Raw genomic sequence first — 23,257 nt, 5'->3', positions numbered from 1 at the left:
GGATCCCATGATGATTCGCAGTAAGAGCGCGACCGCTGCGCTGTTCACCGGAGTGCTGGTCGCTGCCACGTCGGCGGCCGCGCCGGCATCCGCGGTGGCCCCGATTTCGGTGGGCAACTCCGCACCCAACCTCAGCATCTTCACACCGCAGAAGGGCGGGATTTACGTTGGGGGCCAACTGTTCTCGGTGGTGATCCCGCCGGGCACCACATTGCAGACCAGCACCCTGCCCTGGGTGGATTCGGCGAGCAATTCGATCGTGATCGCGAAGCTGCCCACGGTGAGCGGAAATGTGACGGCCAAGGACATCGATCCCCGCGGCAGCGTCTTCAAGGTCACCTCGGACAAGAACTATCGCTACTTCAAGGGCAATGGCCTGCCCAGTACGCCGATGGGAAAATTCGGCCCTGTGCAGTCCGGCACTCCGGCCTATCCCTATTACGCGGGAGCACCCGGTGGCACTAACACCACACCGGGCACACCCGGATTTGGGCAGCCCTATCCGAATGCCGCTGCCATTGGCATTTCTCCCTATAATCTCGACATCAAAGTGCCCATCGCGCCGAAGTACTTGAGCACCCCGCAGGCAATCCAGTATTTGATCACCGGTGTCACGCTCACCGGAACGGTGTGGCATGCCGAAATCGCAAATGCATCGGGCACAGCCTGGTACAACCCGATTTCGATTCTGCCGCTGGATCAATGCTTCGGGCATCCGTACAGCCAGCAGTATCACCTGCACGCGTTCTCGTGGAAGTGCCTGCCGAACGGGACCAGCGGCCCGTCGCCGCTGCTCGGCTACGCGCTGGACGGGTTCGGCATCTACGGGCCGCGGGGCGCCGACGGCAAGGAGATCACCAACGCCCAGTTGGACGAATGCCACGGCACGACGTCACCGGTGATGTGGGACGGCAAGATCCAGAACATCTATCACTACGTGCTCAACAGCGAGTATCCGTACTCGGTGGGCTGCTTCCGGGGTGTGGTCGATCCAGCGAATGTGGCCAATACCGTGGTGCCGACGCTCGGCCAGCCGATGGCGGCGAGCATGCCGGGGATGGGCCACTAGTCGTAGTAACGGGCCTCGATGACGTTGCCGTCGGGGTCCGGGAAGTACATGCCCTCTGGCCCCCATCCGCGAGCACCGAAGGTGGGGGCCAGCCGGGCGCTGGTGTCGATGCCCTCGGCCTGCAGGCGCTGATCGAGTGCGTCGTATTCGGCCTTGGTCATCGCCAGGCAGACGTGGTTGACGGTGTGTCCGGCACTGCCCGCGACGTGGGTCATGGTCTCGGTGCCGGCGGCCTTATCGACGGGCGACAGATCGATGATCGAATCCTCGGACACCCGCACGCTGGGGAACGGCGCCTCGCCATTTCGGAATTCGTCAAAGCGAACAGGCTCGAGTCCGACGACACGGGTGTAGAAGTCCATGGCGACGTCGGAGTCTTTGACCCACAAGACGACGTGATCGAGCCGCATGATGCGGATGCTATCGCCGACCTGAAATCTTGGTCGGCGCGTCAGACCAGTTCTGCCCTAACGACGGAATTTATTGCGCACTGCGAGCAGCGCCAGGCCCAGGATGATCGGCCCAGCGAAGCGCAGTAACAGCACGATCCAGCTTCCAACCGGGGTCAGGGCATTTGCTGTCGAGGTCAGCAGCGAAACGGAGGACTGCGCGGCCAAGTTCAGCGCCTGCGGAATGTTCTCCCTGGCGGAGTTCTGGTGAGGATGGTCGAGTCGGTACATTAGCTCACCGGAGGGTGCGATCCCATCGGGCACATAGGCATCCTTCACGGGTGGATAACCGACCAACGCGATCAAGATGCCGCATCCGATAACCAGCAGGATGAAGACGCTCAGCGCTCTCCCAACCCGCAAGCCGTAGCCCGAGATCAGCCAGTAGGCCGTCATGAGAACGGTGTCGAGGAACGCGGCCGAACGCGCGCCGTTGCCGCCTGACTTGGAGAACGCGTCAGAGCGCCGTTGCGCCCGCCGCATTTCCATTTCGCCGTAGTAGAAGTCGCTCGCGATTGCGTCGTCCTTCGTGGACTCGAGCGACGTACGCAAGGCGCCGTAGACCGACGCAACGCTACCCGCCGACGAATTGGCACCGCCGGCAACGCGCCACGCCTTTTCATCACCGACAATCGCGCGTCCCGAGCGCCCCCAATTCTTGACCCGCGCGAAACGCACACCGTCAAGTGTGATCACATCAAGTTTTTCGGCAAGCGCAAAAGTGCAGGACCCGACGTCGAGGTTCCGCAGCACGAGCTTGGATGCGTCGACTCCAGCAATGGCGACGATTGCACATTCTGAAGAACCGTAAACGCCCGAGATGCTGCTCTTCTCAGTGAGTTTGACGTTGCTGAAGTTCAGACTGCCGGATCGCACCAAGACTTCGACGCGCGCCGAGAACTCGCAGCTACTGAGGTCGGCGGTTGGCGCGGCCAGGCTCAACGAGGCACGGCCCTCGAAAACGCCCTGGATACGCAACGACCGGGCCTCAACGTTGGGCGCATCGAAAGTTCCTCCGATATGGAGCTTTTCGATGACCGCATCACCTGTGCACGCAACCGACGGCAGGATGCACTCGTGCGCGACCTTGAGTTTTTTCACGTCGACCGATCCATCGACGGTCAGAGTTCCGCCGTTTAGCCTCTCCGCGTCCAGGCGCTCTACGACGAAATGATCCATGACGACAACGTTTTGGAGCTCGAGGTCGGCGATGCTGGAGTTGATTATCGTCAGGCCGCTTTCAAAGCGTGCACCGTCAAACTTCGTGTGACGAGTGAACGTGACCCCGTTAAACTCGGCAGCGGATTCAAATACCGTCCCGGTAAAGTCCGCATCGACCATCTCACGGCTGTCGCCCCGGCGAGGCAAGCGACGCATGAGTTCACGAAAGTGCGCGTCGTCAATCCGACAGCCGCGCAGTCCAGTGACGGGCATGCGGTCTGCGACTGTCTTCAGAAAGCTGTTCCACGACCGCGGCTCACCATGGACGACGCACCGATCCCCGTCGAGCGGCACATCGGCGCCGCACAGTGCGACGGCGCACGTGGTGGTCATGAAGTCCCCGCGCCTGCAGCTGCGAACAAGGCGAACTCATTGGCGTGCACTGCGAGGAACTCCGCGAAGAGCGGAACGGCGATCGCGATCTGCTGACCTTCCATCTTCACGTAGGCGCGGTCTAGGAGCTCCTGCGCCGCCTCCGGACCACCAATCTCCTGCGCGCTGGTCAGTGGTATTCCTCGGCGCGCGGCGGACGCGAAGGACGCGAGAATGCGACGCTCGCCATCACTGAACAGATCTCGCCGGCGGCACTCGGCCAGCGGGATTCCAGTCGTGTCCTGAAGAGGTAGCGCAAGGAACGGATCGGCGGTCACGATGGCATCGATGATCTCGTGCGCTCGGTCTGCGGCCACCACCGCGTAGCCACCCTCGGCGACGAAATGATTTTCGATTTGGTTGCGTACTCGACCCCAGAAATAGGGTCGGTGACCCACTCGTTCCACGACGCTGCGCAGCAGCGATGGCAACATGATAGGAGCAGTAAGCGAGAAGGCACCCCGTGCGCCGATTTCACAATCCAGTATCGGCGGGCAGAAGTACGTGAGCGCGTCACGCCAACTCAGGTCCTCGCGGCACTCGACGAATTCCCACGTGTGCAAGTCTGAGGCCGAGCGATGGAACCGTTGAACCGTCGCGATCACCACAAGATTCGTCCAGCGTCTCCCGCCCAAACGAGTTGCTAGCCTGCGGAATTCGGAATCAGGCTCGGCGCTCAGGAGTGTGTCGAACTCGTCAAGGACGATGCCAATCGGCAGAGCGCCGGCCAAAGCCGCGTCTAGTTCGACGAGCGCGTCGATTGGATCATCGGAAGTAAGACTGAACTCGACGCCCACTTCCTCGGTCAGACGAGCACCCAATAGCGCGGAAAACCGTTTGCTGTAACCATCCGGGCGGGTGCCGTCCACGTCGTTATACATGTCTATAACGACGAACCCGGCAAGATACTCACCTTTCACTCCGAGACGGCACGAATGCACCGCAAGCGTGGTCTTCCCAGCACGTCTTGGCCCGAAGATGGCGGTTGGCGGCCGAAGCGTTCGATCCATACGCATCACGCTTTGCAACCGGACCAGTTGCTCGCGTCGGCCTCGAAACAACGCCGGGTCGATCCACTCGGTGTCCGCCTGCGTTCCCGTACTCATTGACCCACGTATCGGCACGTCGACATGCTGCCGTTGGGTGGAGGTCCGCAGTTCGACCTCTGGCGGAGCGGTTTTCCACTCTAGGGGCAGGAGGGTAGTCGATACGTACTTGGTTGCTAGATCGACATCTGGAGCAAACTCGGCGAGTTCTGCAGGGACACCACCACATTCCACTGCAATTCGCGACATCGCATTGGTGTTAACAAGCACCAGACGCGGCGGATAGCTCGGCGGATGGTCGACGAGGGTGACGATGTCCGAAAGCACCGCCATCTTGGATTCCGCTTCGGCACAGTATTTTTCGACTGCTTCAGCTGCTGAAATAAGTGGAGCCAGCACCTGCAATGCCCGCCTCGCCTCGGTCGGCAGGAAGAAAAGACGCTCACAGGTGCGCGCCAAATAGTCAATCAGCCAGGGGTGTTCCTCAGCGCTTTCCGCCACCGAGGCCGACAATTTGTAGCGTTGCGTCAGTGCATCGGCAGCGAGTGTGGCGAACCGCTCATGGAAGATCGGCGTACCTCCCTTCCTCACATTGTGACCGGCCCGCACGTAAGTGGTCCGTGGGCGGATGAGTGCGAGGGTGACAACGAGGTCGTCGTCAGATAGTTCGATGCGGACCTCACGCCCTCGCGGCCGGTTGATAACCAGGGACTCGAGCCAAGGCGCACGGATCACCAGAGCATCAAGGCGATCCATCGCCTCCGGCGACAGCCTTGTGGCGTCAACGGCCAGTCTCGTCTGGTACGGACGAACGGACTCCCTAGTCGTCCATTCGGTCATCAGGTTGCACACCCTGGAAATCACTGCGGGGCCGGTCCGAGCATGTGCCGCAGCGTGCGCGCAGAGGTAGTGGGTCAGCGCCGCGGCGAATGCGTCGACATTGTCAACTTCCGGATCCGTCGCCATCCCACTGGAGGCGACCTGCACTAGCTGCTCGGCAGCGAGGATCCCTACCACGGGCTCGCCCTGCCGCAGGCCAACCATCCGAGCGAAGTCGGGCCGGTAAGTGCGGGTCAACCAGGAGACGCGATTGTCATCGAGTGGTTGCATCAACAATTGTTGAATCAACAGAAGCGCGTCCTCATACCCGTCATCGGCTTCCGTAGGATCGTCGAGGAGGTTTCCGCACAACTCGGTCGTCGACGCGCGAGCGTCGTCGAGGTCTAGGCTATCGGGCTCGACGTCGATAACCACGGTACCGAGCACGGTCAGCTTGGGAATAAAATCGAGCGTCCCAAGGTGGTACAACACGTCGTCGATGCAGTTCTCCAACGAATACGTTCGCGTCGCCCCACGCGGCCAATATGAGACAACCACCCTGCTGTCCGGCGTGAAGGAGATTTCGATCTCGATGTGAAAGGTCGTCGGATCTGCTTCCGCGATTTGCATTGCGATATCGGAGATGACGAATCGATCATCCAGGTCGACGATCTTGGCGCTGCGCCATTCGTTGTCATGACTCGTGTACACGCGACACGACGGCGTCCCGGCGTCGACGTTCGCCTCGAGGTTGCGGATGGTCTTGGTGAGGTGCTCGACGACCGAATTGTTGTGGATGCGATCCCTGTCCTCACCCGGTTTCCGGAAGCGGTGCCCGGCCAATACCCCGGATTCAGTTTCGACGAGCACTACGCGATTCTTCGACGCGTCGTGGACACCTATGCACTGCGCATCGGTGACAAAGGGCCCTTCGTTTCGTTGTCGCGACGGTGTGTAGTTGAATTTCTCCCGCCGTCTGCGGCTCAAGCGGAAGAACCAAAGGCCGACATCGTCACGTCGAATACCGGACGGAGAGTTGGTTTTCCGATGCCGTTCAGTCATTCTTTTCCTTCCAAGTTGGCATTGGCAGGTAAGAGGGTTGACGTGCTGTACGCCAGCAAGTCGATCCCGTCGACCCCGAACGCTTCGGCCAAAGCTCCTGCCACTCCGATCGCAAGATCGTTGGAAGCGGTTACAACGATCAAGTCCTCAAATTGCCGCGAATTCGACACTATCGACGACCATCTATTCGATAGGACGACAACTTTCGTGCGAATGTCAGAAATGACGATCGCCGGCTGCAACGGCGCCCAATGTTGAACCATCTCGACAGAAATGCCGTAGCGGTCTCTGACCGTATCGACGATGGTCAAGGTGATGTCACCGCGCCGTTGCTTGTCAACGTCGAGGCTCTCTACGAGATCGTTGAGCCACAGCACGTCGACGATCATGAGAGGTGCTGGGTGCTGGTAATTGAGCAGCGCGGCGGGAAGTCGGCTCAACCGGCTCGGTGTGGCGCCGGTCGCGAACCGGGAAGGCAGGGCGTACTTACTGAATTGGTCGGCTCCAGAAGCGATATCGCGCAGTACGAACGACCATGCCTCCCGCTGCGACAGCTGGGTACGAGCCGCAACCGCGGGCAGTACCGACTTGGTCAATAGCCGACTCACGGCGGAGGCCAGTCCGTCGGGATCACCAACTTCGCTGCTGTCGACCGCCGCCAGCAGCAGACCAATCCAGCCGCCGCACAGTTCAAGAAGATCGCCGTCGGCTCCGTGTCCGCGCTCCGCGAGCAACTCGGCAGCGTGTGCCTTCGTCAGAAAGGGAAAGGTGACAATATGACGCAGCCTCCTGTCGAGGTCACGCGATAGTCGGAGGAATCCCGGCCGTTCGTGGTTCGCCCTGACGTGGTCGAGCAGCACCGCCGCGCTCGGCATGCGCGATACGAGAAGCAAACCGAGCCTCGAAGTGAACCGGTTACCAAAATGCCGTTGACTTCGGTCGACGTAGTTCTGCAGTTCTTCCAACGAGTCGACGTCGATGCAGGACTCAGCCGACTCGCGGGCTTGATCCCAGTGATCTAGGACGAGGGCGACGCGCATGCCGGGATAACACTTCTCAAGTCGCTCGGCGAGGTCTGCCATAGTCGCTATCGGTTGAATTTGGTCATCAAGATCGAGGACATCTGTCAGCCTTTCTCGAAATTTCTCAGGCGTCGTAGCTCCGGGGGCCTCCAGCAGGTCCCAGTAGCAATAGACGACACCGCCATCACGATGTGGCTGGTCCCGCGCGAGCCCCCGGAAGAACGTCGATTTTCCCGAATCGACCGCGCCAACGACAAGCAGGAAAGGGTTTTGGTTTGCGGCAATATTCCGCCACAACCACTCGGCATGGTCGCCGTAAATCGACATCGCGCAAGCGTACTAACTAAACCCGCATCTCCGAACGGTTGTCGAGTCAGATGTGCCCCTCTTCACGACGCAGCCGGACAAGCATAAGGGGCTTGACCGGTGGGCAGAGAAGGATTCCAATCGGCAAACTCGGGGATGTCCGCTTTGCCGGCGATCTGCGCGAATTCCGCCACCCGAGGCAAAGCACAGGGGCACGTTGGAGGGTAGTCGACACTAACTGCGCGACACGTCTGCACTTTCGTCGGCGGCGCCGCCAGATGGGCGCCAGTCAAACTACGCCGGATGCTAGATCGATGGATCAGTAGTGAACCTCGATCGCAATAAGACGGCAACTCGCATGACGACGCGTTGACTTGCAAATCTTGGTGGGCGCGGACGGTATCGAACCGCCGACCGCTGGTGTGTAAAACCAGAGCTCTACCACTGAGCTACGCGCCCGTGCCCGGGCAGGTTACACGGCAGCCAGCGCCTGCGTCCAAACCGACTGATCGCGCGCCTCGCCGGGTTCCTTGCATTCGGCGAACCGCACCACCCCGTCGCGGTCGATCACGAACGTGCCGCGGTTGGCAATGCCGGCGGCTTCGTTGAACACCCCGTAGGCCTGGGCGACCGCGCCGTGCGGCCAGAAATCGGAGAGCACCGGGAACAGAAATCCGCTCTGCGTCGCCCAGATCTTGTGCGTCGGCGGCGGCCCGACGGAGATCGCCAGCGTCGCCACCTCGTCATTGTCGAACACCGACAAATGGTCGCGAACGTAATCCAGTTCGCCCTGACAGATTCCGGTGAACGCCAGCGGAAAGAACACCAGCAGCACGTTCTTGGCCCCACGGAAGGAGCTGAGCGTGACGGGCTGGCCGTTCTGGTCTTTCAGCGTGAAGTCAGGGGCTGGCGAGCCGACCCCAACCGTCACGAATGCCTCCCGGCCGCCTTCGATTTCGGCTGCACCAACCGGCTTGCGATCCAATCCCCCAGATTGGCCGACGAGGTCTGCATCAGCCCCGCGGTGGGCGCCGATTCGGCAATCTCGGCCGGTTGCACGTGGCCGGGCTTGCCGGTCTTGGGCGTCACCACCCAGATGATGCCGTCGTCGGCCAGCGGCGCGATCGCGTCCATCAGCCGGTCGACCAGGTCACCATCACCGTCGCGCCACCACAGCAGCACCACGTCGACGACTTCGTCAGCATCCTCGTCGAGCAGTTCCCCGCCGCTGGCGTCCTCGACGGCGAACCGAATCTCGTCGTCGGTGTCCTCGTCCCAGCCCAGCTCCTGCACGACCTGGTCTTTGTGGATGCCCAGCTTCTGGGCGTAGCTCGGGGCGCCCTCCGCGACCACCGTCGGAACCTCCTTCACATCAGGGTCGGCTGTCTAGGCCTATCGTCGCACGACAGCGACGAATACTCGCCGTGCGGTAGGAATCAATACGTCGCGTCGCACAGGCTCAGGGCATTCGACCTGGTGTCGTTGAGAGCTTGGATGGTGCTGTTGAACTCTCCGGGCCCCGCGTGGGCCAGGATCGCGCTGGCCGTGGCGTGGGCCCCGTCGACCCAGTCCTTGAACGCGGCCTTCAGCTCGTCGGGGATCGCGTCGGTGACGCTACCGGCGACGGCATCGGCGCTCTTGTTGAGCGAATCCACCGCAGGGCCCTCGGTGGCCGACACATCCGCGGAGTTCGCGTTGAAGGCGCTGACGTAGGCATTGACCGCGTCGATCGCCTCCGCGCTGGAGGTGGACAGCGTCTCGCAGGTGTCGTGCATGGCCTGGGTGGTCAGCGACGCCTGGCGTTCGGACTCCCGCTCGCTGGACGACGCGGCCGACTCCGAGATCGATACCGACATCGACGTCCGGTAGGCGGGTGCGTCGCGGGCATTGACCCCCGCTTGGCCCCCGGTCACGGAGGTGCAGCCGACGACGACGGCCATCACCGCGGCGGCGCCACCGACCAGCAGACCGCCAATCCGCAGCGCGCGCGCAGTTCCGATCAGCACAGCACCGGAGGTTACCGGGTAACCGCCCTGCTCGGCGCGGCGCCGGGAATTCACCAACCCCCTAGTTGACTACTCGTCGGTACGGCCCTGATTGCGGCACGATAGGAGGCGGACGGTGCAAAACCTGCACCTCCTACTAAGGAGCTGAAGTTGACCACCGAGTTCGCGCGCCACGATCTGGCCCAAAACTCAAGCAGTCAAAGCGAATCCGATCGTGTCCGGGTGATCCGCGAGGGCGTCGCGTCCTATCTGCCCGACATCGACGGCGAGGAAACCGCCGAGTGGCTAGAGTCGTTCGACGAACTTCTAGCCCGCTCGGGCCCGGCCCGTGCGCGCTATCTGATGCTGCGCCTGCTCGAGCGCGCCGGTGAGCAGCGCGTCGCAATCCCCGCGCTGACCTCGACCGACTACGTCAACACGATTCCCACCGAGTTGGAGCCCTGGTTCCCCGGTGACGAAGAGGTCGAGCGCCGCTACCGCTCCTGGATCCGGTGGAACGCCGCGATCATGGTGCACCGCGCGCAGCGCCCCGGTGTCGGCGTCGGCGGCCACATCTCCACCTACGCCTCCTCTGCCGCGCTCTACGAGGTCGGCTTCAACCATTTCTTCCGCGGCAAGGCCCACCCCGGCGGTGGCGATCAGGTCTTCATCCAGGGCCACGCCTCCCCCGGCATCTATGCCCGCGCCTTCCTCGAGGGCCGGCTGACCGCCGACCAGCTCGATGGCTTCCGCCAGGAGCACAGCCACCCCGGCGGCGGTCTGCCGTCCTATCCGCACCCGCGGTTGATGCCCGACTTCTGGGAGTTCCCGACGGTGTCGATGGGCCTGGGCCCGATGAACGCCATCTATCAGGCGCGGTTCAACCACTACCTGCACGACCGCGGCATCAAGGACACCGCCGATCAGCATGTGTGGGCATTCCTCGGCGACGGCGAAATGGACGAGCCCGAGAGCCGCGGCCTGATCCAGGTGGCCGCCAACGAGGCCCTGGACAACCTGACCTTCGTCGTCAACTGCAACCTGCAGCGCCTCGACGGACCGGTGCGCGGCAACGGCAAGATCATCCAGGAACTGGAGTCCTTCTTCCGCGGCGCCGGCTGGAACGTCATCAAGGTCGTGTGGGGCCGCGAATGGGACACGTTGCTGCACGCCGACAAGGACGGCGCGCTGGTGAACCTGATGAACACCACGCCCGACGGTGACTACCAGACCTACAAGGCCAACGACGGTGCCTACGTACGCGACCACTTCTTCGGCCGCGACCCGCGCACCAAGGCGCTCGTCGAGCCGATGACCGACTCCGAGATCTGGAATCTCAAGCGCGGCGGGCACGACTACCGCAAGGTCTACGCCGCCTATCGGGCGGCCATGGAGCACAAGGGTCAGCCCACGGTGATCCTGGCCAAGACCATCAAGGGTTACTCACTGGGCGCCCACTTCCAGGGCCGCAACGCGACTCACCAGATGAAAAAGCTTGCGCTGGAGGACCTTAAGCAATTCCGCGACGCCACCCGGATCCCGGTCAAGGACGCGCAGCTCGAAGAGAACCCGTACCTGCCGCCGTACTACCACCCCGGCCCGGAGGCTCCGGAGATCCGCTACCTGATCGACCGGCGCCGCGCGCTCGGCGGCTTCCTGCCCGAGCGGCGCACCAAGTCCAAGGCGCTCACCCTGCCCCCGCGCGATGTGTACAAGGCGCTGAAGAAGGGCTCCGGCCAGCAGCAGGTGGCCACCACCATGGCCACCGTGCGCACGTTCAAAGAACTGTTGCGGGACAAGAACATCGGGCCGCGCATCGTGCCGATCATTCCCGACGAGGCGCGCACGTTCGGCATGGACTCGTGGTTCCCTAGCCTGAAGATCTACAACCGCAACGGCCAGCTGTACACCGCCGTCGACGCCGAATTGATGTTGGCCTACAAGGAAAGTGAGATCGGCCAGATCCTGCACGAGGGCATCAACGAGGCCGGGTCGACGGCGTCGTTCACCGCCGTCGGCACCTCGTACTCGACGCACAACGAGCCGATGATCCCGATCTACATCTTCTATTCGATGTTCGGGTTCCAGCGCACCGGCGACGGCCTGTGGGCTGCCTGCGACCAGATGGCCCGCGGCTTCGTGTTGGGCGCCACCGCCGGTCGCACCACGCTGACCGGCGAGGGCCTTCAGCACGCCGACGGTCATTCGCTACTGCTGGCGTCGACCAATCCCGCTGTGGTGGCCTATGACCCGGCTTTCGCCTACGAGATCGCCTACATCGTGGAGAGCGGCCTGGCGCGGATGTATGGCGAGAACCCCGAGAACATCTTCTTCTACATGACGATCTACAACGAGCCCTACGCTCAGCCGGCTGAGCCGGCCGACTTCGATCCCGAGGGGCTGTTGCGCGGCATCTACCGCTACCGGGCCGCGAGCCAGAAGCGCACGAACGTCGCGCAGATCCTGGCCTCCGGGGTGGCGATGCCCGAGGCGCTGCGGGCGGCCGACCTGCTGTCCGAGCGCTGGGACGTCGCCGCCGACGTGTGGTCGGTGACCAGCTGGGGTGAGCTCAACCGCGACGGCGTGTCGGTCGAGAAGGAGCTGCTGCGCCACCCGGACCGTCCCGCCGGCGTGCCCTATGTGACGCAGGCGCTCGCCGATACCGCGGGCCCCGTCGTCGCGGTGTCGGACTGGATGCGCGCGGTGCCCGAGCAGATCCGCGCGTGGGTGCCCAACACCTACGTCACGCTGGGCACCGACGGGTTCGGCTTCTCCGACACCCGTCCCGCGGCGCGCCGCTACTTCAACACCGACGCCGAGTCGGTGGTGGTGGCCGTCCTGGAGGCGCTGGCCCGCGACGGCGAGATCGATCCGTCGGTGGCGATCGCCGCGGCGCGGGAGTACCGGATCGACGACGTGATGGCGGCCGAGGTCTCCTACGTCGATACCGGGAGCGCCTAGGCCAGCACATTTGGTGAGAACGACCAGAAAAACAGCGTAAGTTTTAGGGGTGCGTGACAACGAGCCCCTCGCGGAGCCGCGTTCGCCCCTGGCGCTCCTCGAGAACGTGCCGGAGTCCACGCTGCGACGGCTCAAGCAGCACTCCGGCCGGCTGGCCACCGAGGCGGTCCAGGCCATGACCGAGCACCTGCCGTTCTTCGCCGAGCTGGAGGCCTCACAGCGCGCCAGCGTCCAGCTCGTCCTGCAGACGGCGGTCGTCAACTTCGCCGAGTGGGTGCGCAACCCGCTGAGCAACGTGGGCTACACCGCCGAGGCGTTCGCGCTGGTCCCCCAGGAGCTGACCCGTCGCATCGCGCTGGCCCAGACCGTCGACATGGTGCGCGTCAGCATGGAGTACTTCGAGGCGGCCGTGCCCGCGTTGGGCCGCAACGAGGAGCAGCGGGTCGCCCTGTCGGTCGGCATCCTGCGCTACAGCCGCGATCTGGCCTTCGCGGCCGCATCCTCGTATGCCGACGCCGCCGAGGCCCGCGGATCCTGGGACAGCCGGATCGAGGCGAGCGTCGTCGACGCCGTCGTCCGCGGCGACACCGGCCCGGAATTACTGTCCCGGGCCGCCGCCCTGAACTGGGACACGACCGCCCCGGCCACCGTGGTCGTCGGCACCCCGCCGGAAGGCCGGGAGGAACTGGCCGGCGAAGACGTCCGCGAGATCGCCGCCCGGCACGGCCGCTCGGCACTGGCCGACGTGCACGGCACCTGGCTGATCGGAATCATCTCCGGCCCGCTCGCCCCGACCGACAAGTTCTTCAACGACCTGATCAACGCTTTCGCCGACAGCCCGGTCGTGATCGGGCCGACCGCACCGATGCTGACCGCGGCCCATCACAGCGCCACCGAGGCGATCTCAGGGATGAACGCCGTCGCCGGCTGGAGCGGTGCACCGCGGCCGGTCCTGGCCCGAGAGTTGTTGCCCGAGCGCGCACTTCTGGGCGACCCCTCGGCCGTCACCGCGTTGCACACCGAGATCATGCGGCCGCTCGCCGACGCCGGGCCCGCGCTCAGCGAGACGTTGGACGCCTTCCTCGACAGCGGCGGTGCGATCGAAGCTTGCGCCAGAAAACTGTTCGTTCATCCAAATACGGTTCGCTATCGACTGCGCCGGATCGCCGATTTCACCGGCCGCGATCCCACCCTGCCGCGCGACGCGTACGTCCTGAGGGTGGCCTCCACGGTGGGTCGCCTTGGCTACCCAGCGCCCGCCCACACCACGGCAAACAGTTCTGTTGCACAGCTCACACCGCCGCTGGTCGGTACCACAGGTGTCAATTAAGAGCCGACCAAGATTGCGGCCAGGTATCAGCGGAGTCGCATCACATGCACTTTTGTAGGACCTCCACAAAAACATAAGACAAGGTTCATAATCTCTTACACCGCGCAAATCCGGTTTCACAATGTTTTCTTAATGAGTGCCTCAAGAACCCGTGATCGCACTGCTCGCCCCTGGGCAGGGCTCGCAGACCCCCGGAATGCTCGCCGAATGGCTCGAGCTGCCCGGCGCTGCCGATCAGATCAAGACCTGGTCGGACATCGCCGGCCTGGATCTCGCCCGGCTGGGCACCACCGCAACGGCTGACGAGATCACCGACACCGCGGTCACCCAGCCCCTGGTCGTGGCCGCAACCCTGCTGGCCAACGCCGAGCTGGTCAAGCGCGGTCTGCTGGCCGACAAGAAGACCGTCGTCGCCGGCCACTCTGTCGGCGAGATCGCGGCCTACGCCATCGCCGGCGTCATCTCCGCCGACGACGCGGTCAAGCTGGCCGCCGTTCGCGGCGCCGAGATGGCCAAGGCCTGCGCGGTCGAGCCCACCGGCATGTCGGCCATCCTGGGCGGCGACGAGGCCGAAGTGCTGGCCCGCCTCGAAGCCCTCGACCTGGTCCCGGCCAACCGCAACGCCGCCGGCCAGATCGTGGCCGCCGGAGCGGTCGCGGCCCTGGAGAAGCTGGCCGAGGACCCGCCCGCCAAGGCCCGGGTGCGCCAGCTGGCCACCGCAGGTGCTTTCCACACGCACTACATGGCCTCCGCGCTCGACGGCTATGCTGCCGCGGCGGCCGGAGTCGCCACCGGCGAGCCGACCACCACGCTGCTGAGCAACGCCGACGGTCAGCCGGTAACTTCTGCAGCAGACGCGATGGAGAAGCTCGTCGCGCAATTGACCCGCCCGGTGCGCTGGGATCTGTGCACCGAAACCATGCGGCAGCTCTTTGAGAACGCAGAGGGCTCGGCGATCGTGGAGTTCCCGCCCGCGGGGACTCTGGCCGGAATCGCCAAACGAGAACTTCGGGGGGTCGCCAACCGTGCGATCAAGACCCCCGCAGATCTGGACGGACTCACCGAGCTGTAACCCAGCCGGCGTCCGACCAGGACAACCACATAAAACACGTAACACCAAGCAACACAACCAATTACGAAGGAGCCACTGTGCCCGCCTCTCAGGATGAAATCATCGCCGGTCTCGCCGAGATCATCGAAGAAGTGACCGGTATCGAGCCCTCCGAGGTCACCCCGGAGAAGTCGTTCGTCGACGACCTCGACATCGACTCGCTGTCGATGGTGGAGATCGCCGTCCAGACCGAGGACAAGTACGGCGTGAAGATCCCGGACGAGGACCTCGCCGGTCTGCGCACCGTGGGTGACGTCGTCTCCTACATCCAGAAGCTCGAAGAAGAGAACCCGGAGGCTGCTGCCGCCCTGCGCGAGAAGTTCGCGGGCGAATGAGCAGGCCTTCCACTGCTAACGGCGGTTTCCCTAGCGTTGTCGTGACCGCCGTCGAGGCCACCACGGCGCTCGCCACGGACATCGAGAGCACGTGGAAGGGCCTGTTGGCAGGCGACAGCGGCATCCGCATTCTCGAGGACGAGTTCGTCGACAAGTGGGACCTGCCGGTCCGTATCGGCGGCCACCTCGTCGAGGACATGGACACCCACCTCACCCGTGTCGAACTGCGTCGCAATTCCTACGTGCAACGCATGTCTCTGGTGCTGTCCCGACGGCTGTGGGAGAACTCGGGTAAGCCCGAGGTCGACCCGGACCGCTTCGCGGTGGTGATCGGCACGGGTCTGGGTGGCGGCGAGAAGATCGTCGAGACCTACGACGCGATGAACGAGGGCGGGATCCGCAAGGTCTCGCCGCTGGCCGTTCAGATGGTCATGCCGAATGGTGCGGCCGCGGTCGCCGGCCTGGAACTGGGCGCCCGCGCCGGGGTCATCACCCCGGTGTCGGCGTGCTCGTCCGGGTCGGAGGCCATCGCGCACGGATGGCGGCAGATCGTCATGGGCGACGCGGACTTCGCCGTCGTCGGCGGTGTCGAGGGCACCATTGAGGCGTTGCCGATCGCGGCGTTCTCGATGATGCGCGCGATGTCGACGCGCAACGACGATCCCGCGGGTGCGTCGCGCCCGTTCGACAAAGATCGCGACGGGTTCGTCTTCGGCGAGGCCGGCTGCATGATGATCATCGAGACCGAGGAGCACGCCAAGGCCCGTGGCGCCAAGCCGCTGGCCCGGCTCATGGGTGCGGGCATCACCTCGGATGCCTTCCACATGGTGGCTCCGTCACCGGACGGTCTGCGCGCAGGCGCGGCGATGAAGCGGGCGATGGAGACGGCGGGCTTGTCGCCGGCGGACATCGACCACGTCAACGCACACGGAACGGCCACCCCGATCGGTGACACGGCCGAGGCCAACGCGCTTCGGGTCGCCGGATGCGAGAAGGCCGCGGTCTATGCGCCGAAGTCGGCGCTGGGCCACTCCATCGGTGCCGTCGGCGCTCTGGAGTCGGCGCTCACGGTGCTCGCACTGCGTGACGGCGTCATCCCTCCGACACTGAACTATGAGACGCCTGATCCGGAGATCGAACTGGATGTCGTTGCGGGCGAACCGCGTTACGGCGACTACCAGTACGCGATCAACAACTCGTTCGGGTTTGGAGGACACAACGTAGCGCTGGCGTTCGGGCGCTACTGACCGTTCCGGGGGGAAAGGACAAGCAGGAAGCAATGGCAGGGTTGACGAAATTGTCAACGGGGAATGGCTTCCCCAACGTGGTCGTCACCGGAGTTGCGATGACGACCGCCCTGGCATCCGACGCCGAAGGCACCTGGAAACGGTTGCTGGACGGTCAAAGCGGGATTCGGCTTCTCGACGACGACTTCGTCGAGTTGTACGACCTGCCGGTCCGCATCGGAGGACACCTTCTCGAAGATTTCGACGGTGAGCTGACGCGGGTCGAACTGCGCAGGATGTCGTATCTGCAGAAGATGGCCACCGTCATCGGACGGCGGGCTTGGCAGAACGCCGGCTCACCGGAGGTGGACGGCAAGCGGTTGATGGTGGCCCTCGGCACCGGCATCGGCTCCTCCGAGGAGCTGCTGTACGCCTACGAGGCCATGCGCGCCAAGGGTTTACGAGCGGTGTCACCGTTGGCGGTCCAGATGTACATGCCCAACGCCGCCGCGGCGGCCGTCGGGCTGGAACTCAAGGCGAAGGCCGGGGTCATCACTCCGGTCTCGGCTTGTGCCTCTGGCTCGGAGGCCATCGCGCAGGCGTGGCGGCAGATCGTCCTCGGCGAAGCCGATATCGCGATCTGCGGTGGCGTCGAGACCAAGATCGAGGCCGTGCCGATCGCGGGCTTCGCCCAGATGCGAATTGTGTTGTCCACCACCAACGACAACCCGGCCGGCGCCTGCCGACCGTTCGACAAGGACCGCAACGGGTTCGTCTTCGGTGAGGGCGGCGCGATGATGATCATCGAAACCGAAGAGCACGCAAAGGCGCGCGGGGCCAATATCCTCGCGCGCATCATGGGGGCAGGCATCACCTCGGACGGGTACCACATCGTGGCACCCGATCCCAACGGTGAACAGGCGGGTCACGCGATCACGCGGGCAATCCAGCTCGCGGGTCTGCAGCCCACCGACATCGATCATGTCAACGCCCACGCGACGGGCACCCAGGTGGGCGATGTCGCGGAGGCCAAGGCGATCGACAATGCGCTCGGCAACCACCGTCCGCCGGTCTACGCGCCCAAATCGGCGCTGGGCCACTCGGTGGGTGCCGTGGGCGCGGTGGAGTCGATCCTCACCGTGCTGGCGCTGCGTGACGGCATCGTGCCGCCCACGCTCAACCTGCGCAACCTCGATCCGGAGATCGATCTGGACGTGGTGGCCGGCGAACCCCGGTCAGGCAACTACCAGTACGCGATCAACAACTCATTCGGATTCGGTGGTCACAACGTCGCGATCGCCTTCGGGAAGTACTGAACGTCTCGAAGCGCATCCGCGTTGCACACAATGGAGGTTTAGATGACTGCTATCGCCCCTGAGACTGTCGGCGAATCACTCGACCCACGCGACCCGCTGCTGCGGCTGTCGACGTTCTTCGACGACGGCAGCGTCGAACTGCTGCACGAGCGTGACCGGTCGGGTGTGCTGGCCGCCGCCGGCACCGTCAACGGCGTACGCACCATCGCCTTCTGCACCGACGGCACCGTCATGGGCGGCGCCATGGGAGTCGAGGGCTGCCAGCACATCGTCAACTCCTACGACACCGCCATCGAGGAGCAGAGCCCGATCGTGGGTATCTGGCACTCCGGCGGTGCGCGGCTGGCCGAGGGCGTCAAGGCGCTGCACGCGGTGGGCCAGGTCTTCGAGGCGATGATCCGCGCATCGGGCTACATCCCGCAGATTTCGGTCGTGGTCGGCTTCGCCGCCGGCGGCGCCGCTTACGGTCCGGCACTCACCGACGTCGTCATCATGGCCGAGGAGGGCCGGGTGTTCGTCACCGGACCCGACGTGGTGCGCAGCGTCACCGGCGAGGACGTCGACATGGCGTCGCTCGGCGGCCCTGACACCCATCACAAGAAGTCCGGTGTCTGCCACATCGTCGCCGACTCCGAGCTCGACGCCTATGCGCGCGGACGCCGGTTGATCGGATTGTTCTCCCAGCAGGGTCATTTCGACCGCGACAAGGCCGAGGCCGGTGACTCGGACCTGCACGCACTGCTGCCCGAGTCGGCCCGCCGCGCCTACGACGTGCACCCGCTGGTGGAAGCACTGCTCGACGCTGACACCCCGTTCGAGGAATTCCAGGGCAAGTGGGCACCGTCGATCGTCGTCGGTCTGGGCCGGCTGTCCGGCCGCACCGTCGGCGTCATCGCCAACAACCCGCTGCGCCTCGGCGGCTGCCTGAACTCTGAAAGTGCCGAGAAATCGGCGCGTTTCGTCCGGCTGTGCGATGCCTTCGGCATCCCGCTGGTGGTCGTCGTCGACGTGCCCGGCTACCTGCCCGGTGTGGACCAGGAGTGGGGCGGGGTTGTGCGCCGCGGCGCCAAGCTGCTGCACGCCTTCGGCGAGGCGACCGTCCCCCGCGTGACGCTGGTGACCCGAAAGATCTACGGCGGGGCCTACATTGCGATGAACTCGCGGTCGCTGGGCGCCACCAAGGTGTTCGCGTGGCCGGACGCCGAGGTCGCCGTGATGGGCGCCAAGGCTGCCGTCGGCATCCTGCACAAGAAGAAGCTGGCGGCCGCACCGGATCACGAGCGGGAAGCCCTGCACGAAGAGCTGGCCGCCGAGCACGAGCGGATCGCCGGCGGTGTGGACAGCGCGGTCGAGATCGGCGTGGTCGACGAGAAGATCGACCCGGCACATACCCGCAGCAAGCTGACTCAGGCGCTCGCCGAGGCCCCGGCCCGGCGCGGGCGGCACAAGAACATCCCGCTGTAATCAGGCGCGCAAGCGTTCGGCGTCCCGTCCCGGCGGGGCGCCGAACAGTCTGCGGTACTCGCGGGTGAATTGCGACGGGCTGTCGTAGCCGACGCGATGCCCGATGCCCGCGATGTCAGCGGGCGCGGTGACGAGCATCGAGCGCGCCTGCTGCAGCCGAATGCGCTTCTGAAATTGCAAGGGGCTCATGGCGGTCACGGCACGGAAGTGCCGATGGAACGTCGACGGGCTCATCCCGGCCACCTGCGCCAGTTCGTCGATGCGCATCGGCTCGGCGTAGTTCTCCCGAATCCAGCCGATCGCCCTGCTGACGTAGGACAGATTGCTGTCGGCCAGGCCGATCTGTCGGACGGTTTTTCCCTGCGGCCCGGTCAGCAGTCGCCAGATGATCTCGCGCTCGATCATGGGTGCCAGAATCGGTGCATCCAAGGGCTTTTCGAGCAGCCTCAGCAGGCGCAGCACCGCATCGAGCAGCTCGGTATCGGCATCGGCTGTCGACATCGCCGAGTGGCCGGCCGTGCCCCGAGCCCAACGCCCGGCCGGCGCCTGCAACACCAGACCGGCGACCACCGCGGGCCGCAGCACCAGCGCCATACCCAGCGACGGCTCGTCACCGATGAAGTGTCCGGTCACCGGGAGATCGGCGGTCACCACCAGGCATTGCCCCGCGCGATACTCGTGGACCTCGTCGCCGAGCAGCAGGCGTTTGCCGCCCTGGGCCAGCACCACGACCAGCGGTTCGGTCAGCGAGTAGTCCGGCGTCACCGATGCCGCTTCCTCGGACAGCAAGAGGCCGTCGATCGCGGTGCGCATGTCCGCGGTGGCGTGAGCCGCGATCAGCGCACGCATCTCGGCCAGCTGGCTCTCCATGTCCGGATCCCACCAAAATTGAGCGGATCGTGCAAGAGGTAGGTCGGATCGGTCTACCTCTGAACTGCGGATTCGCCTTGAATGGAGATATGCCACTTGATCATTACCTCACCCTCGGCCGTTCAGGCCTACGCGTCAGCCCGTTCGCCCTCGGCGCCATGACCTTCGGCGAAGATGCCGGTGGCGCAGGATCCAGCGTCGAGGAATCCGAGCGGATCCTCGACGCCTACCTGGACCGCGGCGGCAACTTCATTGACACCGCCAACTTCTATACCAACGGCCACTCGGAGAAGATCCTCGGCGACTGGTTCACCGCCCGGCCGGGGCGGCGCGACCGGGTCGTGCTCGCCTCGAAGTTCTTCGCCAACCTGCACCCGGGCGACCCCAACGGCGGTGGTGCGGGCCGTACCGCGATCCTCGCCCAGCTGCGAGAAACGTTGCGCCGCTTGAATACCGACTATCTGGACATGTACTGGCTGCACAACTGGGACCGCAACACCCCTCTCGAGGAGACTCTGCGCACGCTCGACGATCTGGTGCGTGCCGGCACCATTCGCTACATCGGGTTCTCCAACACCCCCGGCTGGGTCACCGCCCAGGCGCAGACCATGGCCGTACTGCGCGGCTGGACGCCGCTGATCGCCCTGCAGGTGGAGTACTCGCTGTTGGCACGCACCGCCGAGGGCGAGCTGGCACCGCTGGCCCTCGACCAGGGCATGGCGCTGGTGCCGTGGAGCCCACTGAAGAACGGCTTCCTGTCCGGCAAGTACCGCCGCGGCGCCGCCGTCGACGATTCGGTGCGTGCCGACTATGTCGGCGGTCCCAGCGACGACGAGTTCGTGGTCATCGAGGCCGTCATCGCCGTCGCCGACGAGATCGGCGCCAGCCCGGCCGCGGTGGCGCTGGCCTGGCTGCGGGCGCGGCAGGGCACGGTCGTTCCGATTCTGGGGGCGCGGCGGATGGCACACCTGGAGGACAACCTGGCCGCGGTCGACGTCACGCTCACCGCAGAGCAGCTGCGCCGCCTCGACGAGGTGTCGGCCCCGACGCTGAACTACCCCGCCGACGTGAACGGGGCAACCCGCTCGATGCTGCAGTTCGCCGGCACGACCGTGGACGGTGAGACGTCGACGGTCTATCCCCCGCTGCTGCAGAGCGCGGTGCGGTACTGAGTCAGGCGCGGGCCAGCAGGTCCTCGGCCACCGACAACGCCCGGGTTCGGTCAGTGTCGACCAGGCCGATGCGGGTGCGCCGGTCCACGATGTCCTCGGCGGTCAGCGCGCCCTCGTGAGTCACGGCAAACTCGAATTCCGCACGGGTGACGTCGATTCCGTCGGCGACCCGGTCGGTCGGCCGTTCGCAGCGCGCGGAGGCGATGACGTTCGGCGACTCGGCTCCGTATCGGGCGACAAGGGAGCTCGGCAGATGGCTGGTCGTACGCAGGGTGGCAACGGGATTGGCGGGCGCACCGACCAGCGGCAGGTTGCGGGTCCGGCACGGCTGGGCGGTGATGGCGCGGGCCGCCAGCGCGCGGTCGAGGGCATCCTCGGCCATGTGCCGGTATTCGGTGAGCTTGCCGCCGACGATGCTGAACACTCCGGAATCGCTTTCGATGACGGCATGTTCGCGCGACAGGTCGGAGGTCCGGCCTTCCCCGGTGTCGATCAGCGGACGCAGGCCCGCGTACGAACCCGTGATGTCGGCGGTGCTGAGCGCGGTGCCCAGCGCGGTGTTGACGGTGTCGAGCAGGAAGCTCACTTCGGCCGGAGTCGGTTCGGGCACATCGGGAATCGGGCCGGGCGCGTCCTCGTCGGTCAGCCCGAGGTAGACGCGGCCGAGTTGTTCGGGCATCGCGAACACGAACCGGTTGATCTCGCCCGGGATCGGAATGGTCAGCGCCGCAGTCGGATTGCCGAACGACGCGGCATCGAACACCAGATGCGTGCCACGGCTCGGGCGCAGCTTGATCGCCGAATCCACCTCACCCGCCCAAACGCCCGTCGCGTTGATCACCGCACGCGCCGTCACGTCGAGCGTCTCGCCGGTCAGCTCGTCGCGCAAGCGCACTGAAGTGCCCGTCGCGCTGACCGCGGACACCCGGGTCAGGATCCGTGCCCCGTTCTGCGCGGCGGTGCGGGCGACGGCGGTCACCAGCCGTGCATCGTCGATCAACTGGCCGTCGTAGGCCAGCAGGCCGCCGTCGAGACCGTCGCGCCGCACGGTCGGCGCCATCGCCACCGACTGCTGAACGCCGATGCGCCGCGATCGCGGCAACGTCGACGATTTGGTGCCCGCCAGGATTCGCAGTGCGTCACCGGCGACGAATCCCGTTCGGATCAAAGCTCGTTGGGCTCGTCCCATCGACGGCAGCAACGGAACCAGCTGCGGCATGGGGCTCACCAGATGCGGGGCGTTGCGGGTCATCAGGATGCCGCGCTCGACCGCGCTTCGGCGCGCGATACCGACGTTGCCGGTGGCCAGATAGCGCAGGCCGCCATGGACCAGCTTCGAGCTCCACCGGCTGGTGCCGAAGGCCAGGTCGTGCTTCTCGACCAGGAGCACCGACAGCCCGCGGCTGGCGGCGTCGAGGGCGATACCGGTTCCGGTGATGCCGGCGCCGATGACGACGACGTCGACGCGGCCGTCGTCACCGAGCTCGGCCAGCTCGGCGCTTCGCCGGGTGGCGTTCAGGGCGGTGAGGTCACTCATGGGGCGAGGTATCCGTTCAGGGCGCGGGACAGCTCGGCGCTCAGGGCGTCGCCGTCGAGAATGGGTTCGACGATCTGGGCGGACTGGATCGCGGACTGCCCGATGAGCAGCACCATCGCCGACATCTGACGGACGTCGCCGGCCCGGACACTGCCGTCGGCCTGAGCCGCGCGCAGTGCGTCGACGAAGAGGTCGATCAGGATCTGCTGGCTGGTTCCGAGGCGTCCGGCGATGTAGACCATCGCCAGGTCGGGGGCGGAGCGCAGCACCGAGGTGATGAGTTCGTCGTCGCGCAGGCGGCGGGCCACCTCGACGATCCGCTCGACAAGGCCGGTGCGGCCGGGGTGAGCCGCCGGGACCGCGCGCCAGGTGCCGGTGATCCGGTCGGTGAGCAACGACGCCACGATCGTGCTGGTGTCTGGCCAGCGGCGATACACAGTCGGGCGGCTCACTCCGGCGCGCCGGGCGATCTCGGCCAACGTGACCCGCTCGACCCCGAAATCGCGGACACAGCTGGCCGCGGCGGCCATGATCCGGTCGCCGACGTTAAGCGATTCGTCGTTACTGATTGACAACATCTGTAA

The 23,257-nt window shown here is 65.2% G+C and carries 19 protein-coding genes and 1 tRNA gene; 9 read left to right on the top strand and 11 right to left on the bottom strand.

Features of this window, described 5'->3' with window-relative positions; translation table 11 throughout:
* Nucleotides 1–10 precede the first annotated feature (10 nt).
* On the top strand, nucleotides 11–1,069 hold the full coding sequence (locus EV580_RS16880) for a YHYH protein (RefSeq protein WP_166654752.1): 1,059 nt from the start codon (nucleotides 11–13) through the stop codon (nucleotides 1,067–1,069).
* Here the strand turns inward: EV580_RS16880 and EV580_RS16875 are convergent.
* The 8 genes from EV580_RS16875 to EV580_RS16840 all read right to left on the bottom strand — a co-directional run bounded on the left by EV580_RS16875 (nucleotide 1,066) and on the right by EV580_RS16840 (nucleotide 9,426).
* On the bottom strand, nucleotides 1,066–1,479 hold the full coding sequence (locus EV580_RS16875) for a VOC family protein (protein WP_133692367.1): 414 nt from the start codon (nucleotides 1,477–1,479) through the stop codon (nucleotides 1,066–1,068). The genes EV580_RS16880 and EV580_RS16875 overlap by 4 nt on opposite strands.
* A 57-nt stretch (nucleotides 1,480–1,536) precedes the next feature.
* A complete protein-coding gene (locus tag EV580_RS16870; protein WP_133692366.1) occupies nucleotides 1,537–3,072 on the bottom strand; it encodes a pentapeptide repeat-containing protein in 1,536 nt (511 codons plus the stop codon).
* On the bottom strand, nucleotides 3,069–6,038 hold the full coding sequence (locus tag EV580_RS16865) for an ATP-binding protein (protein ID WP_133692365.1): 2,970 nt from the start codon (nucleotides 6,036–6,038) through the stop codon (nucleotides 3,069–3,071). The genes EV580_RS16870 and EV580_RS16865 overlap by 4 nt, the downstream gene beginning before the upstream one ends.
* The gene (locus tag EV580_RS16860; protein ID WP_133692364.1) at nucleotides 6,035–7,387 is read right to left on the bottom strand and encodes a hypothetical protein; all 1,353 of its coding nucleotides are present in this window, start codon (nucleotides 7,385–7,387) and stop codon (nucleotides 6,035–6,037) included. Before EV580_RS16860 ends, EV580_RS16865 begins: the two co-directional genes overlap by 4 nt.
* Nucleotides 7,388–7,750: 363 nt before the next feature.
* Nucleotides 7,751–7,825 (bottom strand) — tRNA-Val (locus EV580_RS16855).
* 13 nt (nucleotides 7,826–7,838) lie between these two features.
* Nucleotides 7,839–8,297, bottom strand: a complete 459-nt coding sequence (locus EV580_RS16850; protein WP_133692363.1) for a peroxiredoxin — start codon at nucleotides 8,295–8,297, stop codon at nucleotides 7,839–7,841.
* On the bottom strand, nucleotides 8,294–8,719 hold the full coding sequence (locus EV580_RS16845) for a DUF3052 domain-containing protein (RefSeq protein ID WP_133692362.1): 426 nt from the start codon (nucleotides 8,717–8,719) through the stop codon (nucleotides 8,294–8,296). Before EV580_RS16845 ends, EV580_RS16850 begins: the two co-directional genes overlap by 4 nt.
* Nucleotides 8,720–8,802: 83 nt before the next feature.
* A complete protein-coding gene (locus EV580_RS16840; protein WP_133692361.1) occupies nucleotides 8,803–9,426 on the bottom strand; it encodes an Rv2240c family protein in 624 nt (207 codons plus the stop codon).
* Nucleotides 9,427–9,522: 96 nt separating this feature from the next.
* Between EV580_RS16840 and aceE the strand changes: the two genes are divergently transcribed.
* From aceE to EV580_RS16805, 7 genes are all read left to right on the top strand, one after another.
* Nucleotides 9,523–12,312, top strand: a complete 2,790-nt coding sequence (aceE, locus tag EV580_RS16835; protein WP_133692360.1) for a pyruvate dehydrogenase (acetyl-transferring), homodimeric type — start codon at nucleotides 9,523–9,525, stop codon at nucleotides 12,310–12,312.
* Between the two features lie 49 nt (nucleotides 12,313–12,361).
* Complete coding sequence (locus EV580_RS16830; protein WP_133692359.1) at nucleotides 12,362–13,642, top strand: PucR family transcriptional regulator; 1,281 nt, start codon at nucleotides 12,362–12,364, stop codon at nucleotides 13,640–13,642.
* Between the two features lie 151 nt (nucleotides 13,643–13,793).
* Nucleotides 13,794–14,714, top strand: a complete 921-nt coding sequence (locus EV580_RS16825; protein ID WP_133693098.1) for an ACP S-malonyltransferase — start codon at nucleotides 13,794–13,796, stop codon at nucleotides 14,712–14,714.
* A gap of 77 nt (nucleotides 14,715–14,791) precedes the next feature.
* Entirely contained in the window at nucleotides 14,792–15,088 is a 297-nt protein-coding gene (acpM, locus tag EV580_RS16820; RefSeq protein WP_005144687.1) for a meromycolate extension acyl carrier protein AcpM, read from the top strand.
* Nucleotides 15,085–16,335: a 3-oxoacyl-ACP synthase KasA gene (gene kasA / locus EV580_RS16815; protein WP_133692358.1), complete on the top strand. Its 1,251-nt coding sequence runs from the start codon at nucleotides 15,085–15,087 to the stop codon at nucleotides 16,333–16,335. The genes acpM and kasA overlap by 4 nt, the downstream gene beginning before the upstream one ends.
* Nucleotides 16,336–16,367: 32 nt before the next feature.
* On the top strand, nucleotides 16,368–17,630 hold the full coding sequence (kasB, locus tag EV580_RS16810) for a 3-oxoacyl-ACP synthase KasB (protein ID WP_166654751.1): 1,263 nt from the start codon (nucleotides 16,368–16,370) through the stop codon (nucleotides 17,628–17,630).
* A 42-nt stretch (nucleotides 17,631–17,672) separates the two neighbouring features.
* Entirely contained in the window at nucleotides 17,673–19,094 is a 1,422-nt protein-coding gene (locus EV580_RS16805) for an acyl-CoA carboxylase subunit beta (RefSeq protein WP_133692357.1), read from the top strand.
* On the opposite strand, the gene EV580_RS16800 is transcribed toward EV580_RS16805, so the two are convergent.
* Nucleotides 19,095–19,964, bottom strand: coding sequence for an AraC family transcriptional regulator (locus EV580_RS16800; protein WP_133692356.1), 870 nt, complete (start codon nucleotides 19,962–19,964; stop codon nucleotides 19,095–19,097).
* Between the two features lie 89 nt (nucleotides 19,965–20,053).
* Between EV580_RS16800 and EV580_RS16795 the strand changes: the two genes are divergently transcribed.
* Nucleotides 20,054–21,136 (top strand): aldo/keto reductase, encoded by a 1,083-nt coding sequence (locus EV580_RS16795; protein WP_133692355.1) that lies wholly within the window; start codon nucleotides 20,054–20,056, stop codon nucleotides 21,134–21,136.
* Nucleotide 21,137: 1 nt separating this feature from the next.
* Here EV580_RS16795 and EV580_RS16790 read toward each other — a convergent pair whose 3' ends face one another.
* Both EV580_RS16790 and EV580_RS16785 read right to left on the bottom strand, forming a co-directional pair.
* Entirely contained in the window at nucleotides 21,138–22,673 is a 1,536-nt protein-coding gene (locus EV580_RS16790; RefSeq protein ID WP_133692354.1) for a glycerol-3-phosphate dehydrogenase/oxidase, read from the bottom strand.
* Nucleotides 22,670–23,251, bottom strand: coding sequence for a TetR/AcrR family transcriptional regulator (locus tag EV580_RS16785; RefSeq protein WP_133692353.1), 582 nt, complete (start codon nucleotides 23,249–23,251; stop codon nucleotides 22,670–22,672). Before EV580_RS16785 ends, EV580_RS16790 begins: the two co-directional genes overlap by 4 nt.
* Nucleotides 23,252–23,257: the final 6 nt, after the last annotated feature.

Source organism: Mycobacterium sp. BK086 (assembly GCA_004362315.1).
In the GTDB taxonomy this organism is placed as follows: Bacteria; Actinomycetota; Actinomycetes; order Mycobacteriales; family Mycobacteriaceae; genus Mycobacterium.
Note: the sequence above shows the minus strand (reverse complement) of the source record. Positions and strands in the feature narration are given on the sequence as shown.

What these genes read in the sequence shown, in the direction of transcription:
- EV580_RS16805 (WP_133692357.1), top strand. Translation starts at nt 17,673, where the DNA reads ATGACTGCTATCGCCCCTGAGACTGTCGGCGAATCACTCGACCCACGC.
- kasB (WP_166654751.1), top strand. Translation starts at nt 16,368, where the DNA reads ATGGCAGGGTTGACGAAATTGTCAACGGGGAATGGCTTCCCCAACGTG.
- EV580_RS16795 (WP_133692355.1), top strand. Translation starts at nt 20,054, where the DNA reads ATGCCACTTGATCATTACCTCACCCTCGGCCGTTCAGGCCTACGCGTC.
- EV580_RS16790 (WP_133692354.1), bottom strand. Translation starts at nt 22,673, where the DNA reads ATGAGTGACCTCACCGCCCTGAACGCCACCCGGCGAAGCGCCGAGCTG.
- EV580_RS16860 (WP_133692364.1), bottom strand. Translation starts at nt 7,387, where the DNA reads ATGTCGATTTACGGCGACCATGCCGAGTGGTTGTGGCGGAATATTGCC.
- EV580_RS16785 (WP_133692353.1), bottom strand. Translation starts at nt 23,251, where the DNA reads ATGTTGTCAATCAGTAACGACGAATCGCTTAACGTCGGCGACCGGATC.
- kasA (WP_133692358.1), top strand. Translation starts at nt 15,085, where the DNA reads ATGAGCAGGCCTTCCACTGCTAACGGCGGTTTCCCTAGCGTTGTCGTG.
- EV580_RS16880 (WP_166654752.1), top strand. Translation starts at nt 11, where the DNA reads ATGATTCGCAGTAAGAGCGCGACCGCTGCGCTGTTCACCGGAGTGCTG.
- EV580_RS16875 (WP_133692367.1), bottom strand. Translation starts at nt 1,479, where the DNA reads ATGCGGCTCGATCACGTCGTCTTGTGGGTCAAAGACTCCGACGTCGCC.
- EV580_RS16800 (WP_133692356.1), bottom strand. Translation starts at nt 19,964, where the DNA reads ATGGAGAGCCAGCTGGCCGAGATGCGTGCGCTGATCGCGGCTCACGCC.
- EV580_RS16865 (WP_133692365.1), bottom strand. Translation starts at nt 6,038, where the DNA reads ATGACTGAACGGCATCGGAAAACCAACTCTCCGTCCGGTATTCGACGT.
- EV580_RS16870 (WP_133692366.1), bottom strand. Translation starts at nt 3,072, where the DNA reads ATGACCACCACGTGCGCCGTCGCACTGTGCGGCGCCGATGTGCCGCTC.